Source organism: Acinetobacter sp. 778_lipA, assembly GCF_058242985.1.
Window position 1 is genome coordinate 3490513 of record NZ_JBZAYT010000001.1, and the last position, 16881, is coordinate 3507393.

A 16881-nucleotide genomic window follows, 5' to 3' on the forward strand; every position below is an offset into this window, starting at 1 on the left:
AGGATGTATAAAAATAAATATTGATTTTTTAAGTAAAAAATAGTCAATTAAAATGATTACATTCAATCTCTATTTTAAGGCATTGCATCATCATGGACGAAAAATTGGGCCTCAATAAGGAAGCGAAAAGAACGCTTGCGTTGTCTTCTTTGGGCGGTGCGCTCGAATTTTATGATTTCGTTATTTATGTATTTTACGCAAAAATCATTGCTGAACTATTTTTCCCCAGCTCTTTAAGTCCATTTTGGGCAATGCTGAATACTTATGGAATTTTTGCGGCAGGATATTTCTTCCGTCCGTTAGGTGGCGTGATCATGGCGCATTTTGGTGACCTCGTAGGACGTAAGAGACTGTTTAGCTTATCCATTTTACTGATGGCACTCCCTACTTTGTTCATCGGTATAATGCCAACATATGCAGACATTGGTTTAGCTGCCCCGCTGTTATTGTTGTTAATGCGCGTGGTTCAAGGCATTGCAATTGGTGGAGAAATTCCTGCGGCATGGACATTTGTTTCAGAGCATGTACCGACAAAGAAAATTGGTTTTGCCAATGGTTTGCTTACCGCGGGTTTGTCACTGGGGATCTTATTAGGCGCTGTGATGTCGCTGTTTATTTCACTTAAGTTTAGTGAAGCAGAAATCCATGCTTGGGCTTGGCGTCTCCCGTTTATAGTCGGCGGAGTTTTTGGATTAATTGCCTTATATCTAAGAAATTATCTTAAAGAAACTCCTGTATTTAAAGCGATGGAGGCGCGTAAAGAACTCTCAAAAGATCTACCCATCAAGCAAGTTTTGGCATCACATAAATCTGCTGTTTTAATTGGGATGTTGTTCACTTGGTTCTTAACTGGTTGTGTTGTAGTGATTATCCTATCTACTCCAAATTTACTGACCACCACATTTAACTTTCAACGTGCAGACGCATTTCAGATGCAAAGCATGGCGATTCTCATGCAAATGCTGGGTTGTATATTGGCAGGTTTGCTCGCTGACCGTTTTGGTTCAGGGCGCGTTATTTGTTTGGGATCGCTCAGTGTGGCAATCACCGCAAGTATTTTTTATTACAGCTTAGGTCATACCGCTCATTCAACGATCTTCGGATTGTACATGTTACTTGGGCTATTTTCTGGCACAGTCGGTGTGGTTTCCTATAGCTTGGTCAAGATGTTTCCCGCCCCAATTCGCTTTTCAGGAATATCATTTTCATACAATGTTGCATACGCGATTGCAGGTGGCCTGACCCTGCCATTAGTCCAATGGATAAGTTTATATCGTGATATTGGTGCTGTGTACTATATTGTTGTGCTTTGTCTAATCACCCTTATCACAAGTCTAGTTTATCGTAAAAAATTTGAAACAGTTTAACGGCGTTGTTTATATTCAAATGAATGCGGAAGTTCTACTTCAAAGAAATGACAAACCTGATTGCGCCCCTTATTTTTTGCCAAATATAGGGCCTGATCAGCCTGACGAATCAACTCCTCTTTTGTTGTTAAAAAAGGATTCGTTGATACTGCGACACCAAAACTAGCTGTCACTTTGAGCGTCTGTTGATGATCTAATCGTATTTCTTCTTTTTCAATTGCTTGACGGCATCTCTCAGCCAGTCTCAGCGCATTTTCTAATGCACCATTGTTCAAGAGAATAATAAACTCTTCTCCCCCAAATCGTCCAACAACATCCTGTTCACGAATATTTTCAGTCAAAATTTTTGCAACCTGTTTTAAAACTGCATCCCCAATATCGTGTCCATACTGATCATTAACACTCTTAAAATAATCTAAATCTAATAACACAATCGCAAAAGAGCTTTGCTGCTGTTTTAATAAATCAATATTCTCACCAATCCTCCTTCTGTTATAAATACCTGTAAGTGGATCTAGAACGCTAATTCGCTGAATCATTTGCTCTCTTTTGCGCCATTGAATTAAGAGAACCTCGAATAAAACGAGACTTGCAAAAAAAATCGGAATATAAAAATACAACATGCAAAACACCCAAAATGTATTTTTATATAGCGACATCGATTGTAAGTGTTCACTAAAAATTGGTGCATAAGTCATTTTATTCATTAGGCTTAATCCAAGGCTGATCAACATAAAACCAGTGATTGGAATGATGATGAGATACACCACTTTTCGTTCAAATAATACCAGTGCCACCGTGACTAAGCTGACATAACCTGCACTTGATGCTGGACTAAAAACTCCGATGCAATGTGCACCAAAAACAAAGATAAGACCAAAATATGCGATGGTTATATACGGTATTATTATTTCAAAAATAGAAATTTTATTTAAAGCACGAATAATAAAAATAAGCGTAAAAAAACCCAATGCTGAAAAAGACAATAATCTGATGTAGGTTGGATAAAAATCCTGATTAATCCAAGCTTGTAGCTCAACTTGAGCGTTGCTAAAAAACCACCAGACAATCCATGATAAAACAGCAACACCTCCCAAGAGGAGCACAAGAGTACACTTCTTAAGATTACTCCAATTCATAATCATGACATCATGCATGAAGTGTTCCGTTGAGCACTGTATTGCCACTCTATTTTTTTGTTTCATATAATAACTAATCCATAAATTTGTAAATTTCTATCCGTTGTTTTATTTATCTGTATCTATCACTTAAATATAACATTCTAGCTATTTTATGTAAGTGTATTTCAAAACATAGATTTTTATTCTAAATAAACCTTAAGGTTAGGATATTAACCTTCATATTCCTTGCAAATATTTCCTAAAGAACTATCATTTTATTACGTTTATTTTATCAATTTAGATTTTAAGTTTTCCTAAAATTTCAATGAGTAAAGTTATTTTCACTTACCCACTTTGACCGAATTCAACTATTTTTTAATAGCTTTATTTGTCAACCTTTAGCCTATTTGGACATATACGTTGAGTTGGATACAAGCACTTTTTAAAATAAGATTTTCCGCCTTTATCATTTTTATTGTTAATTTACTCTAATTTATTTTTATTTTATATTTTAACTTTCTAAAAGTTAATTTCAGCCGTGTCAAAAATTGAAATATCCAATTAGGCTAGTCTTGATCTGGGACCTGAGTATTAATCATCATACTGTTTTAAAACAACAAGCCATCACTACTTTTATTTAAATTCAGTACATACATCACTTTATCATCATCTCTCCAAAATTACTAAAATACAATTGAAGTAAAAATCAAATAAAAATATTTTTTTCAAACACTTAACAAACATACTTGGCTTTATATTTTTTTATAAACTCTAATATTTTTACTGTTAAATTTTAAAACGATAGAAGTTGATTGAATTTCTATATTAAAAATCAGCTCTCTAAATTTGATCTGAATACAAAATTCTTCTGCGCCATCATCCAAACCAGAAGTATTCCAAATTGTACCCTGTGGAAATTGATCTAACCATTGGGCTTTGTAAAAATCAGAGACTGAATCAAAGTCAAGATAATGCTCAGGTTGAGCCATGATTTTTTCAACAAGTTGTTCAAAATTTTGTTTTTGTAATTGAACAAAATCAATAATCATGGCAGCCCCTTAAATGATGTTAAATTCCATTATACATGCTACTCGTTTGTTTCTTTTTGACCTGTTCCCATTGCCACCATCCAAATGCAGCCAGTCCGACAAACGCTGCATACAAAGCAGCTGTTAGGAATAATTCTTTATACATAAACATGCCGACATAGACAATATCAACAAAGACCCAAAGCACCCAAGTCGCAATATGTTTACGGCTGGTCCAATAGGTTGCCAGTAAACTAAATGCAGCCAATTGGGAATCTAACATAGGCAAAGCTGCATCAGTAAAATAGTGCAACGATAACCCAAATACTCCCCCTCCAACAGCAGCGATGATCATTTGTAGAATTACGGTTTGTACGGCAATCGGCTCTATTCGAATCTCATGATCTTGCTGCTTGCCTTTTAGCCAGTGATAAAAGCCATAAAAATTCACCACCATAAAGAACAATTGTAAGATTGTCTCACCATATAATTTAAATTCAAAGAATAAATAGGCATATAAAACAAAGGCAAAGAAATTAAATACCCAACACCACATATTTCGCTTAATCGTCAATGTGACACCAATAATACTGATAATAACCGCAAATATTTCTAATGGTGACATGGTAAAAAGCTAATAATGAGAGTTAAGGCTATTATGAAAAAATACAGGATGATTGCAAGCAAAACGAACACTAAAATTGAGATGAGGATCTGAAATATAATTTTTGAATCAAAATTCCCAAAAAACGTTATTGTTTTGCGTTTATTTTAATGGCTACGGCAATAAGAAGAATTCATTAAAAAATATAGAATTGTCTTTAAATTACAATTTGCGAATATAATTTTTTAAATGGTGCCTCTTTAAAGATGATACCAAATAGATAAATCAGTCCTCCACGACGAATTGATCATTTCTTTTGAAATATGCAATTTAAGATTTGAAATATGGAAAAATCAACCTAATAGCGCATAGAAACTGTCTGTTTTACATTTAAAAATCACATAAATAACTGATTAAAAAAAAGCGCAACAGAGCATATTTCCAGTCAATAATATGTTTAAAAACATTTATTAAGGTATTATTTTTAGTTGATGTCGATCACATTTCAATCATCTTTACGAGATTTAACACTTGTTTACGTGAATACCAATGAATTTACAGAGGGGAACCTCTACTATCAAACTTAAGTTATGAACAATCCCCAATGTTCATAACATTTCTCCTTAACCGAACTGTGAAAGCAGATTCGTTGTTCTACGCAGTGATCACCCCAATCATTGCGTATTTTTTTGTCTTCAGTTCCCTCTGTAAACTCAATCAGTTATAAGGAATAGTTGGCTAAAATGCAAGCATTACTTTTCAACCAATTCTCATAATATGAAACAATATATTAAATTATAAGATATTGATTTTAATTAATATCATAAAATATTTTGTTGCAACAATACGACAAAACCGATAAACTTAATTTATTAATTGAATTAACTGATGATCATTTAATTATTCAGTTCAAATTAAAAATTTTATTTATAAAAACGCGCGACAATAATTTAGAGTAGAACAATATGTGGGAATTATTTACACACTCATCCAACTTACTGTTTAGCGTGAGTCTTTTCCTGATGTTTTTATTGGGTATTGTGGAGTGTTTACTCCTTATTATTGGTTCAACCTCACAAGGTTTCTTAGACCAGTTTATTCCAGATCAACTCTTAGAAACTCATCATGCAGATGTAGACATTCATACAGATCACAATCTTTTGGTTCAGCTGTTAGATTGGCTCTATCTTGGCCGTGTCCCCGTCTTGGTTTGGTTGATCATTTTTCTAACTGTTTATGCGTTATTTGGTTTTATTGCGCAAAGTATTTTTTTCAATTTCACTGGAAATTATTTTTCAATTTGGATTATTGCGCCAGCCAGTCTTTTTTTATCTATGCCGATTGTGCGAGTGTGTGCAGCACTCATTGCAAAAATTTTACCAAAAGATGAAACCACTGCAATTCACAGTGACGAATTGATTGGTCGTACAGCTCAGATTATTTTAGGCGAAGCAAAACAAAACTATCCTGCACAAGCCAAAGTTATCGATCAATTTGGACAGACACATTATATTTTGGTTGAACCAGAATTAAATGAAATCTTCCAACAAGGTCAAAGTGTGATTTTGACACAAAGAACAAAACTAGGCTTTCAAGCAACTCCACTTTAATTTTTCAATAACAAACCTAGGTATAATAAAATGTTGAATTCAAATTTATATCAAATCCTTGTTTTAGCAGGCATTATATTGATGGCACTGATTGTCATCGGGGTTATTATCGCCCGCCTGTATAAACGCTCAAGTAAAGAAGTTTCTTTTGTCCGTACTGGTTTTGGCGGTGAAAAAGTCATTTTAAATGGTGGCGCAATTGTATTGCCAGTTTTACATGAAGTGATTCCCGTCAATATGAACACCCTTCGTCTTGAAGTCAAACGTGCCACAGATCAAGCGTTGATTACTCGTGATCGTATGCGTGTGGATGTGATGGCTGAATTTTATGTACGTGTTAAACCAACCGCTGAATCTATTGCGACAGCTGCCCAAACCTTGGGTAAAAAAACGATGTCACCACAAGAACTCAAAGATTTGGTGGAAGGTAAATTTGTAGACTCACTGCGTGCTGTTGCCGCTGAAATGGCAATGGAGGAATTACATGAAAAACGGGTTGATTTTGTTCAAAAAGTTCAGCAAGTTGTTTCTGAAGATCTGTTTAAAAATGGCTTAGAATTAGAAACGGTTTCACTGACCGGTTTAGACCAAACCAGTTTTGAATATTTTAATCCTCAAAATGCTTTCGATGCAGAAGGTTTAACTAAACTAACTGAAACAATTGAAGACCGCCGTAAAAAACGCAATGACATTGAACAAGACAATGACTTAGCCATTAAAGCAAAAAACTTAGAAACAGAACAAGCACGCTTGCAAATTCTACGTGAAGAGGAATATGCAAAACTTCAGCAAGAACGTGAAATCGCCATTCGTAAAGCTGAGCAATCGGCAGAAATTGCAACACAAGAAGCCGCAAAAAAACGCGAAGCAGAAGAAGCTCAGATTGCCGCTGAACGTGAAGTCGAATTAAAGCGTATTGCGTCTGCACGTGATGTTGAAAATGAAAATATTCAAAAAGCACAGCTGATCCAAAAAGCCCAAGTTGAACAGAAGAAAACCATTGAATTGGCCGAACAAGATCGTGCAATTGCGATTGCTGAAAAATCACGTGCTGAATCTGAAGCTAAAGCATTGGCTGACCAAGCACGTGCACAAGCTGTAAAAGCGGAAGAAGAAGTGACAACTGTTCGTGAAACTCAGCGTGCAGAGCGTTTAAAAGCCGTTGAATTGGTGGCTGCAAAGCAAGTTGCTGAAACAGATGCGATTGCGATTACTGTAGCAGCAGAGGCCGCTAAACAGGCAGCTGCAGATGATGCTGAAGCAGTCCGTATTGCAGCACAAGCGGATGCTGAAAAAATACGTTTAAAAGCCAAAGGTGAAGCAGATGCAAAAATGTTGCTTGCTGCGGCACAAGAAAAGCAATATCAAGTCGACGCTGAAGGTACGCGTGCAGTCAATGAAGCCAACAACGTGCTATCAACAGAACAAGTTGAGATGCAAATCCGTTTAGCCTTATTGAAATACTTACCTGAAATCATTCGTGAAAGTGTTAAACCAATGGAGAATATTGATGATATCAAGATTCTTCAAGTCAATGGTTTAGGCGGTATGGCAGGTTCAAATGCAACAGGTGAATCTGGTGAACAAAATCAAATTGCTTTGTCTGATCAAGTGGTTAATAGTGCGCTGCGCTATCGTTCTCAAGCCCCACTGATTGATAGCTTAATGAATGAGTTAGGCATTAAAGGCGGAGATATTAATGGTTTAACGCAATCGTTAAAACCAAGCAATGACTAATACAACTCATCTCCTATTTAATTAATTACTAGCCTCTGTCATCAGGGGCTTTTTATTACATAAATTTTTATTCATGATCTGATCGTTTTTAATGGTATACATGTTTACGATACAGATATGCTTATCAAAATAAGTCATGATGGAAACCCATAATTTCTTTTAAAATTGGCTGATTCAACCAAGATTACTCATCTCAATGCTATGCTCTAACTCTATCCAATTTTGTTTAAAATGACTTGGTTTATTTTTATTCTCGGTGCCATGATTGCCGGATTTGTTCAAGGTCTAACCGGTTTTGCCTTTGCTTTAATTGCGATGTCTTTTTGGATTTGGGTATTACCACCACAGTTGGCAGCACCATTGGTGGTGTTTGCTTCGCTATGGAGTCATATCATTGCATTAGGAAAAGAACAAAAACATCAACTCCCGTTTTCCCTTGTTCTCCCCTATATTATTGCAGGATTGATCGGTGTACCTCTCGGTACCTATCTTTTACACCTCATTGATGGAAATACCTTTAAGACCATTCTTGGGTTATTTTTAGTGATTTGGTGTCCAACCATGTTCTTTGCACCTGTGTTTACTCGTATGCAAGCATTGGGTAAAGTTGCAGATGGAAGCATTGGTTTTATTGGTGGTATTTTAGGTGGTCTCGGCGGTTTTTGTGGTGCAGCACCATCAGCTTGGGTCATGCTTAAAAACCTACCCAAACAACAACAACGTTATATTTTAAGACATTTTAATTTTGCAATTCAATTATTCACAATTATTATTTATTTGTGGCAAGGAATCATCCATAAGATCCATCTCCCCTATTTTGCACTCATCATACTGACAGTGAGTATTCCAGCGCTGATTGGTGCGCAAATGTTTTATAAAATATCAGAAAAACAATTTAAACAATTGGTGCTGAGTTTATTATTCGCCTCAGGTTGTTTCTTATTGCTAACATCATTGTTTTAGCAAAATAAAGAGAAAATTGAATGAATTTCACTGGCTATTTATTCAACAACTGGTTGCTAAAATGCAAACAATATCCGAGCGGCTCTATTTTTAATACCCGATTCATCCTACAATTCCGCCACTCATTTTTCTTAAATATCTGTGATGAAAAACTCATTTTTGTTAAGTGCCAGTATTCTCTTAACAGGATGTGTACTTGGCACATCTAGTGAAATTAAAACTGCGGAAAAACTACTTAGCCAATTTCAATGTAATAATATTGAAACAGCAGAATTAGCGCATAGTTCAATTAATACTTATCATGAACGCTCACTTGTAGTGAGTAAAGAAAAAGCCACTGAGTACATCGATCGCTATAAATCTGGAGATGAACTATTTAAAATTCCTCTCGACGAAGTTGTTCAACAGCAATACGATATTTATAAAACAGCCTGTGAATCTCTCGGCGGTGTACAACACTCAATAGTAAGCAACGCTAAAAATAAATAAGCCGCTTACTGTTGAATATTGCAAAGCATTATGTTTTAAAATCATAGTGCTTTTATATCTTGGTATTTAAAAAAATAGGTGGTGTTTCAAAAAGTATGCTGAAAAAAAGCAGGTTGGATTTTGATAAAATAGAGAAATGCGAATAACTCTAGAAATCAAGTGTCCAGCCTGCCTAAGTGACAGTATAAAGAAAAATGGCACAAAAGTAGATGGTAAGCAAAATTACCAATGTAAAATATGCAGACGTCAATTTATTGGTGATCATGCTCTCAGTTATCAAGGCTGTCACTCAGGTATCAAAACCAAAATATTACACCTCATGGTGCGAGGCAGTGGTGTCAGGGATATAGCAGAAATTGAAAGAGTAAGTATCGGTAAAGTTCTACGGACACTTAGCCAATCAAAATATCAACTTCGAGCACAGCAAAGTCATTATGAAACCCTTGAAGTAGATGAGTTTTGGACTTTTGTTGGTCATAAGCAAAATAAACAATGGCTAATTTATGCCTATCATCGAGAAACAGGTGAAATTGTTGCTTATGTATGGGGTAACCGAGATTTAGCCACTGCAAAACGACTTAAATTAAAATTGAAGCAGTTAGGTGTAAGCTATACATGTATATCAAGTGACCATTGGGATAGCTTTGTTACGACCTTTAAAGAATGCAAACAGTTGATTGGTAAATTTTTCACTGTGGGTATAGAAGGCAATAATTGTCGATTACGGCATCGAATCAGGCGAGGCTTTAGGAGAAGCTGCAACTTCTCCAAAAAGCTTGAAAATCATTTCAAAGCCTTTGATTTAGTATTCTTTTATATCAATAATGGATTCGTTTAATGCCAGCATACTTTTTGAAACACCACCAAAAAATAATGTGAAAAAGCATATAGGCTATTCGCCGCTTTTCCACACTACAGTGACTATCATTGTGTTAAATCAGTCTCAAAGATATATAACATATTAATTTTAGGCGTGAGTAAATCGAGTATCTATACTAAATAAATCTGGATGTTTCGGATTGATCTGAGCATAAAATCCCATGATTTCAGCCATGTCCTGTTCATAATTTCCAGTTGGATAAACAATTTTACCAATCCCAGTTTTCTTATTTTTATAATCCATATACGCCAATGCAATAGGTACACCAGCATTAGTGGCGACATGATAAAAGCCTGTTTTCCACTGTTCTTGCTTTGCACGCGTTCCCTCCGGAGTCACCAGCATCACCAATTTAGGGTGGGTCTTAAACAGCTCACTCATCAGTTGAACCATACTTGGACGTTTCTCTCCATCCTGCTTAGGACGGCGATCAATCCCAATTCCGCCCATAGCACGCACAAAAGGTCCAAAAGGCAATTTCATATAGCTGTCTTTAATGGTAATACGTACATGAACGCCCAAAGCTTTCAGCGCTAAACGTGCATATAGTGCATCCCAATTACTAGTATGGGGCGCTGCAATCATGACACATTGGTCGATGTTTAAATCCCAATGGTTATCAATTTGCCATCCCATCCAGCCTAAACTTTGTTCAGCTAATTTTTCAAACACCCAGCACACCAAAATATAAAGAATTTGCGCTGGATTGTAGCAACCAATAGATCAGATAAAAATCCACTTCGTATAAAAAAACAGCAATTAATATATAAATGTATAAAATTAATTCATCGAAAAACTTGTCAGTAAATATTCAGTTTTGATGAAATTCTGCAATGAATTTGCATATATCAATTTTTCGTTTGGTTAAAATAGTTAATCCAATATAATTCACCACAATGATTATCAAAATGAATTTTTTACGGCTGAATATTCACATTTAACTGGTGAAGGACCTGATATTCAATCCAGCTTCCTAGACAAGACACCACTTCAAACAACTGATTGTCTTGTTCTATGCTTTGTTTCAATTGTGTCCCATCTGAAAAGTATAAATTTTGCTAGTCTGAATGATCTCTATATCTTGCTCATAATTTTTTTCGCATTGCAAAATGACATTTTCAATTTTAATTTAATCATTGCTTTTTTGATTGTGGTTTTTTTCATTGTAAATACGAGCAACATATTCAGCCAAATGAGACATAGATTCGACTACTTAAAATAGCACAATAAGAGAAACTCTATAATAGCCTAACTTTTTAACATCGAACTACATTACTCAGCAATTTCTTACATAATTCACATTTCATATCAGGGAGATAATTTATATTCTGGATAAAATCATTCGCATATAATTATTTATTCATTTGGGTTATGTTATGAAAAAAACACTCTTCGTCATGTCTATTTTAGCGCTGTCATTAAGCGCTTGTTCTAAGCCGACTCATAATGCATCAGAGGATATCAAAGCGACAGCTCAAACACAGGCTGCTGCATCGCATGAAGCAGCAACCCCAACGATTGATTCAGAACACAATGCTCAAAGTAGCTTGGACTGGGCTGGGGAATACAAAGGCTTACTTCCGTGTGCTGATTGCTCAGGAATCAAAACCAAACTCATCCTCAAATCAGATCACACTTATGAACTGACTGAAGAATATGAAGGGGTTAAAGGTGAAGGCAAAGAATTTAAAACTCAAGGTCATTTTAGTTTTGATGAATCTGGATCGATTATCGGTCTAGATAAAAATGCAGATAACCGCAAATACTTTGTTGGCGAAAATATGTTAGAAGCACGTAGTTTTGCAACGGGTGAAAAGATTGAAGGTCCAAATGCTGAACTTTATCAATTAACCAAAGACGTGGAATAATTTTTAAATTATTTCCGAAGAACAGCATAGGGTCTGTTGACAATTCGTCTAGGTTTGCGACTACGTGTGTTTTTTAGGCGATACTAGGCGCGAAATACGAAATTTAGTCATTCTAAATAAGTAGTTCGTAACGACGTAACGGCAAAAAACACACTAGTCCCCGCTGCGCCTTGCGCTGCAAACAAAGCACTGCTTTGTTCTTGCTCAGGGTTGTGGCTAAAATTATCTCAGCCTACGTTATGAAACTCGAAAATAGTCTCGCTATTCTCTTCGTTTCATGCCTTGCCTGCTCAATTTTAACCTACAACGCAAGCCATTTATGAAATGTCTACAGACCCAAATAAAACCTGCTTCAAGCAGGTTTTTTTAAATTTTGGAGCATGCTTTTAGCGATGGCCAATCAAATATGCACCAAAGAGCGTAAAGATCCCACCTGAGATACCATCAATCCATCTTGAGGCATTTTGGTAAGCGGCTTTAAAGCTGGGTAATGAAAATACAAAGGCAACAAAGCTAAACCAGATCAGCGTTTCTACGGAAACAATTATAAATAATAATGAATGCACCCCATCTAAATGTGGATTGGCTAAAAACACTGAAAATACACTACCGAAATAAATCACCGCTTTAGGATTTGATAAATTGGTTAAGAAACCTTTAAGAAAGAAACGCAGATTGCTTTGCGGTAACTCAAAATGATGCTGTGACACAGTCTCTTTCTTACTCAAAGCAGATCTAAGCATTTGGTAGCCTAACCAGCACAGATAAATCCCACCAACAACCAACATTACTTGCTTTAACCATGCCATTTTTTCAAAAATGATATTCAACCCAGCCAAAGCTAAAAAAGCCCAAAACATCACCCCTGCGGTAATCCCCAAAACCACAAAAATAGATTGCTTTCTTGAACGGCTAATTGCGGTTTGCGAGACCAGAAAGAAATCAGGGCCTGGTGTAATCAGGGCACAAAAATGAATAAAGATTAACGTACATAATGCGATCAACATGGACCAGATTCCGTTCAGTGAGACAGATTAATATTAGTGTGAAAATTCATGTTTTTCCATCGATATCTGTACATCCATAAAATTCTTTATACTGATCACAATAGTTAAACCACCTAATTATTCATACAAGTAATTTCCATCAATTCATTGATCATCAATGAAGATTATGTTTTTGTAGGAACTTTTAGAAATTATTGATTACTCATTCGTTTTTTACTTTTGAATCATAGATGGTTATTCTACTGCGGGGCGACACGAATCTCTCTGTTGGTCGTGAGTACAGCACGTCCCCCTCGCCCATGAGCAAAAACAAAGCATTGCTTTGTTTGCAGCACAAGGTTTGGCATCCCCTACGAAAAGTGAGGCATCGCCTACACAAAGGTATTTAAACTTTGGATATAAAGTTTAACATGACAAACTTTTGATAATTAGACAACTATACCAAGCAACAAGGATATACAGAAAATTTCTCATAAGACTTGATGTCTATAGGATTTATTGTTTTTTCAGTACTGATTAAACTACCTGAATCTTATGACCCGATTACTGTATTGAATTTCATTTTCTCTACCTGCCTTTAAAACTCTCAGTTTTGCCAAACAGCAAGCCAATCAATTTATGGTCATTGAACAAAAGCAATTTAGTAAAGCTCAAATGGTACTTATCATGTTATTTTCTATTTTTTGGCTCTTGTATTTAATCGACCTATTTCTCAAACCTACATCATTGCAATGAGCCTAAGCTCATTGCAAGCTGTTTAAATTAGACCAAAATATCTCGCTTACCATTTGGTCCTTGTTCACTGACAATACCCTGCTCCTGCATTTGATCAACAATACGGGCGGCACGGTTATAACCTAAGCTAAACTTACGTTGCAGTGAGGATACAGACACTTTACGTGTTTCTAAGACAAATGAAACACATTGATCATAGAGTGCATCACGGTTCGGATCACCATCACCATCTTCAAAACCACGTGTGGCCGGTTCTTCATCAAACGGCGTAAGAATTTCATCAACATAATTCGGTTCACCACGTTCACGCCATGCGTCACAAATACGGTTGACTTCATCATCGGAAATAAATGCACCATGTACACGCTCAGGATCAATTTTACCCGGACCTAGGAATAACATATCTCCATGACCCAAGAGATCTTCTGCACCACCACCATCCAGAATAGTACGAGAATCAATTTTGCTGTTTACACGTAACGCCACACGAGTCGGAATATTGGCTTTGATCAAACCAGTAATGACATCTACCGATGGACGTTGCGTCGCTAAAAGTAAATGAATTCCTGCTGCACGCGATTTTTGTGCCAGACGGGTAATCATTTCCTCTGCCTTTTTACCCACTTGCATGATCATATCTGCAAATTCATCAGCTACAATCACAATCGAAGGCAATGGTTGCAAACGCGGCGCTCTATCTTGTGTCGCAGAATCACTTGGCTTCCAAGTTGGATCAATGAGATCCTCACCATTTGCAATGGCTTCTTCCACTTTACGGTTATAGTCTGCTAATTTACGGATCTTTAAAAAAGACATCAGCTTATAACGACGTTCCATTTCATTGACACACCAATTCAATGCACTGACAGCATCTTTCATGTCGGTTACAACAGGTGTCAATAAATGAGGAATATCGTTGTAGTTCGCTAATTCCAATTGTTTTGGATCGATCAGAATCAAACGCAATTGATCAGGTGTATATTTCAACAACATCGACAAGATCATTGAGTTTACAGCAACTGATTTACCTGAACCTGTCGTCCCTGCAACCAACATATGCGGGGCTTTACCTAAGTCAGTAATTACAGGATTACCCGAAATATCCTTACCCATTGCCATTGAAAGCAATCCATTTGGATCTTTAAAAACAGGAGTTTCTAGCAGTTCAATCAGGCGTACCATTTCACGGCTGCTATTCGGTACTTCAATCCCGATATAAGGCTTCCCAGGAATCACTTCAACCACACGCACAGATGCCATCGACATAGAACGTGCTAAATCTCGGGAAATATTGGTTACTTTCGAGGCTTTTACACCGGGCGCCAAATCTAACTCAAAACGTGTAACCACTGGCCCAGGTTGGGCTTCGATGACTTTGGCTTTGACATTAAATTCTTGAAGTTTAATTTCTAACAGTTCTGATAAACGTGACAGTTGTTCTGCGGTAAAGTTAACTTTTTTATTTGGATCGACTTTATCCAACAATTCATAACCTGGCAATGTTGGTAAGTCTCGACGCTTATTTGCAACTTGCATTGCACGTGACATCGGACGACCAAATGCATCTGTTAATGGTGCATCTAAGTCAAACTCATCATCCAGCGCTGCCAATTCATTTTCTGACTCATCATGCGGTTTTCCTGCAGTTTCTTGCCAAGCATCTCTAAATGCATCTTTATCTGCAACAATTAAAGACTTTTCTTCTTCACTGACCAAGGTCGAACTATTTAGATTAGTTTGAATATTGGCACGAGTAAATGGTGTAGATTGAGCATAATTACTGGTTGTGCGAACTTCTGCAGATTGCTGATTTTGTTGGTACGCAGTTGGGCTTTCAGTAAGCTCTTCATCTGCAAGCGATGCAAGCTCATCTAATTCATTGGCTAAATTTTGTATTGCCACCCCTGAACTTGTTGCTGCAGCCACCCCACTCGCAAAGCTTACTCCACCATGAACAGCAGTATCTACATAACCAGATTCCACTTGAGTCTGCGCCGTAGGAGTATTAAATGGGGTATGGATATCTGTGGCTGTTTGTCCATTTGGCACAACTGACAGCAACTCATCAAACACTTGATCATCATCCCAATCAAGCGAAGATTTTTTATTGATCTGCCTATGATCAACAACATGTTGATGCTCGCGTGGTAAATGATCTGCATATTTTTCTTCAGTTTGATCTTCTGAAGCTTTGATCAAGGCATCAATATCACGATTATGGTCTTGATCTTGATGCAAGGCTTTCCATACTTCACCAGATGAAACAGTACGTTGACTGTCTTGTTCTAGACGATGTGCTTTTTCTAAAGTCCGCTCAAATTCCAAATCATCAATATCATCTTGATCAAATTGAACATGATGTTGAGTTTTATTTTCTTGTTCAATCATGTCATCAAATAAGCGTTCAGCTGTTTGATTATGTTTAGTATTTTTAACAATCAAATGCTCTTTTACTGATACCTGATCATCAGCTTCAACGAATTCAGCTTGAGCTGTTATTGGTTCAACCTTATGCGTATGCGCATGCGCATGCGCATGATTTTTATTTTTTTGAGGGGATGTCAAATCAAAAGCAGATTCACTTTCAGGAACATTTTTATAAAACAAATCTTGTAAATAAGCAGGTATGGCTTTGAGTGTTGTCCACGTTCTGTTCCATTGAATACCAAATGCTAAGGTAAATAGAACAATGAGCAAGAGCAAAATAAATACAACTGCGCCATAAATACTCATCAGTTGGGATAGGCTTTCACCGAGCTCATAACCAATGATTCCACCAGAAGCATTGGCTAATGTGTCTGCTGGTACATTCCAAAGCAAATACAATAGGCTTGAGCTCGCAAGCAAAATAAAAAATTGAGCAGCGTAACGAAACGGGCGACTCACAAAACTTCTTGGCCACCACACTTGGACTGCTTCTATAAAAATAAATACAGGAATGAGTAAGCTTGCCCAACCTAAAAAACCAAACAACAAATCAGCAATCCAAGCACCCGCTACACCACTGGCATTTGAAACCTGTTGTGTATCACTCGAAATATGCATCCAGCCTGGATCAAATGGAGTATATGTCACTGTTGCAAGGAACAGATATATCCCAAATGAAATCAAGAATATTGTTGTTAAAAAGCGCTGTGCATAAACATTTGACACCGCAGTCATATACTATCCTGTAACCAATTGTTCAAATTACTCTTTTCTGAAGCTTGATCAGCTTTCTTGAGAGAAGAAATTTTTATATTATGCACCTGTTCTTAAAAAAAAGATGCACTATTATTTACTTGTGTTGTAAAGCATTGTTAGAAATTTAAGCTTTTATTCCGATAAAAATGCTAAACAGTATTATTTGATTATTCTATATAGCTCAATTCGATTTAGATGATCAATATTATCGACATTGAAGCCACACAACTTTGATAAAGTTTCACGTATAATTCAAACAATTTCTATATTTTTCATAAAAAAGGATGAC

The 16881-nt window shown here is 36.5% G+C and carries 13 protein-coding genes; 7 read left to right on the forward strand and 6 right to left on the reverse strand.

The window, feature by feature from the left end; genetic code table 11:
- Nucleotides 1-92: 92 nt before the first annotated feature.
- Entirely contained in the window at nucleotides 93-1367 is a 1275-nt protein-coding gene (locus AC4CUY_RS16495) for an MFS transporter (protein ID WP_490774469.1), read from the forward strand.
- Here the strand turns inward: AC4CUY_RS16495 and AC4CUY_RS16500 are convergent.
- The 3 genes from AC4CUY_RS16500 to pnuC form a co-directional block, all read right to left on the reverse strand.
- Nucleotides 1364-2506 (reverse strand): GGDEF domain-containing protein, encoded by a 1143-nt coding sequence (locus AC4CUY_RS16500; protein ID WP_336952036.1) that lies wholly within the window; start codon nucleotides 2504-2506, stop codon nucleotides 1364-1366. The genes AC4CUY_RS16495 and AC4CUY_RS16500 overlap by 4 nt on opposite strands.
- Nucleotides 2507-3240: 734 nt before the next feature.
- Entirely contained in the window at nucleotides 3241-3537 is a 297-nt protein-coding gene (locus AC4CUY_RS16505; protein ID WP_336952037.1) for a hypothetical protein, read from the reverse strand.
- Nucleotides 3538-3556: 19 nt separating this feature from the next.
- Nucleotides 3557-4141, reverse strand: a complete 585-nt coding sequence (gene pnuC / locus AC4CUY_RS16510) for a nicotinamide riboside transporter PnuC (protein WP_336952038.1) — start codon at nucleotides 4139-4141, stop codon at nucleotides 3557-3559.
- A gap of 944 nt (nucleotides 4142-5085) precedes the next feature.
- Here pnuC and AC4CUY_RS16515 point away from each other — a divergent pair.
- From AC4CUY_RS16515 to AC4CUY_RS16535, 5 genes are all read left to right on the forward strand, one after another.
- Nucleotides 5086-5730: a YqiJ family protein gene (locus AC4CUY_RS16515; protein ID WP_336952039.1), complete on the forward strand. Its 645-nt coding sequence runs from the start codon at nucleotides 5086-5088 to the stop codon at nucleotides 5728-5730.
- Nucleotides 5731-5760: 30 nt separating this feature from the next.
- Nucleotides 5761-7467 (forward strand): flotillin family protein, encoded by a 1707-nt coding sequence (locus tag AC4CUY_RS16520; protein ID WP_336952040.1) that lies wholly within the window; start codon nucleotides 5761-5763, stop codon nucleotides 7465-7467.
- Nucleotides 7468-7698: 231 nt separating this feature from the next.
- Entirely contained in the window at nucleotides 7699-8430 is a 732-nt protein-coding gene (locus tag AC4CUY_RS16525; RefSeq protein ID WP_336952042.1) for a sulfite exporter TauE/SafE family protein, read from the forward strand.
- A gap of 144 nt (nucleotides 8431-8574) precedes the next feature.
- Nucleotides 8575-8919: a hypothetical protein gene (locus AC4CUY_RS16530; RefSeq protein WP_336952043.1), complete on the forward strand. Its 345-nt coding sequence runs from the start codon at nucleotides 8575-8577 to the stop codon at nucleotides 8917-8919.
- Nucleotides 8920-9055: 136 nt separating this feature from the next.
- Nucleotides 9056-9757, forward strand: a complete 702-nt coding sequence (locus tag AC4CUY_RS16535; protein WP_004282341.1) for an IS1 family transposase — start codon at nucleotides 9056-9058, stop codon at nucleotides 9755-9757.
- Between the two features lie 129 nt (nucleotides 9758-9886).
- Here the strand turns inward: AC4CUY_RS16535 and AC4CUY_RS16540 are convergent, their stop codons facing one another.
- Complete coding sequence (locus AC4CUY_RS16540; RefSeq protein WP_336952044.1) at nucleotides 9887-10471, reverse strand: 1-acyl-sn-glycerol-3-phosphate acyltransferase; 585 nt, start codon at nucleotides 10469-10471, stop codon at nucleotides 9887-9889.
- 704 nt (nucleotides 10472-11175) lie between these two features.
- Between AC4CUY_RS16540 and AC4CUY_RS16545 the strand changes: the two genes are divergently transcribed.
- Nucleotides 11176-11667 (forward strand): copper resistance protein NlpE, encoded by a 492-nt coding sequence (locus tag AC4CUY_RS16545; RefSeq protein ID WP_336952045.1) that lies wholly within the window; start codon nucleotides 11176-11178, stop codon nucleotides 11665-11667.
- A 386-nt stretch (nucleotides 11668-12053) separates the two neighbouring features.
- Here AC4CUY_RS16545 and rhtC read toward each other — a convergent pair whose 3' ends face one another.
- Nucleotides 12054-12674, reverse strand: a complete 621-nt coding sequence (gene rhtC / locus AC4CUY_RS16550) for a threonine export protein RhtC (protein ID WP_151957848.1) — start codon at nucleotides 12672-12674, stop codon at nucleotides 12054-12056.
- Between the two features lie 762 nt (nucleotides 12675-13436).
- Nucleotides 13437-16571 carry a DNA translocase FtsK gene (locus AC4CUY_RS16555; RefSeq protein ID WP_490774470.1) on the reverse strand — a complete coding sequence of 1045 codons (3135 nt, stop codon included), beginning with the start codon at nucleotides 16569-16571 and terminating at the stop codon, nucleotides 13437-13439.
- Nucleotides 16572-16881 lie beyond the last annotated feature (310 nt).

Excerpts from the sequence above, each read along its gene's own strand:
- AC4CUY_RS16500 (WP_336952036.1), bottom strand. The coding sequence starts at position 2,506 with ATGAATTGGAGTAATCTTAAGAAGTGTACTCTTGTGCTCCTCTTGGGA.
- AC4CUY_RS16535 (WP_004282341.1), top strand. The coding sequence starts at position 9,056 with ATGCGAATAACTCTAGAAATCAAGTGTCCAGCCTGCCTAAGTGACAGT.
- AC4CUY_RS16530 (WP_336952043.1), top strand. The coding sequence starts at position 8,575 with ATGAAAAACTCATTTTTGTTAAGTGCCAGTATTCTCTTAACAGGATGT.
- AC4CUY_RS16515 (WP_336952039.1), top strand. The coding sequence starts at position 5,086 with ATGTGGGAATTATTTACACACTCATCCAACTTACTGTTTAGCGTGAGT.
- AC4CUY_RS16545 (WP_336952045.1), top strand. The coding sequence starts at position 11,176 with ATGAAAAAAACACTCTTCGTCATGTCTATTTTAGCGCTGTCATTAAGC.
- pnuC (WP_336952038.1), bottom strand. The coding sequence starts at position 4,141 with ATGTCACCATTAGAAATATTTGCGGTTATTATCAGTATTATTGGTGTC.
- rhtC (WP_151957848.1), bottom strand. The coding sequence starts at position 12,674 with ATGTTGATCGCATTATGTACGTTAATCTTTATTCATTTTTGTGCCCTG.
- AC4CUY_RS16525 (WP_336952042.1), top strand. The coding sequence starts at position 7,699 with ATGACTTGGTTTATTTTTATTCTCGGTGCCATGATTGCCGGATTTGTT.
- AC4CUY_RS16495 (WP_490774469.1), top strand. The coding sequence starts at position 93 with ATGGACGAAAAATTGGGCCTCAATAAGGAAGCGAAAAGAACGCTTGCG.
- AC4CUY_RS16555 (WP_490774470.1), bottom strand. The coding sequence starts at position 16,571 with ATGACTGCGGTGTCAAATGTTTATGCACAGCGCTTTTTAACAACAATA.
- AC4CUY_RS16505 (WP_336952037.1), bottom strand. The coding sequence starts at position 3,537 with ATGATTATTGATTTTGTTCAATTACAAAAACAAAATTTTGAACAACTT.
- AC4CUY_RS16520 (WP_336952040.1), top strand. The coding sequence starts at position 5,761 with ATGTTGAATTCAAATTTATATCAAATCCTTGTTTTAGCAGGCATTATA.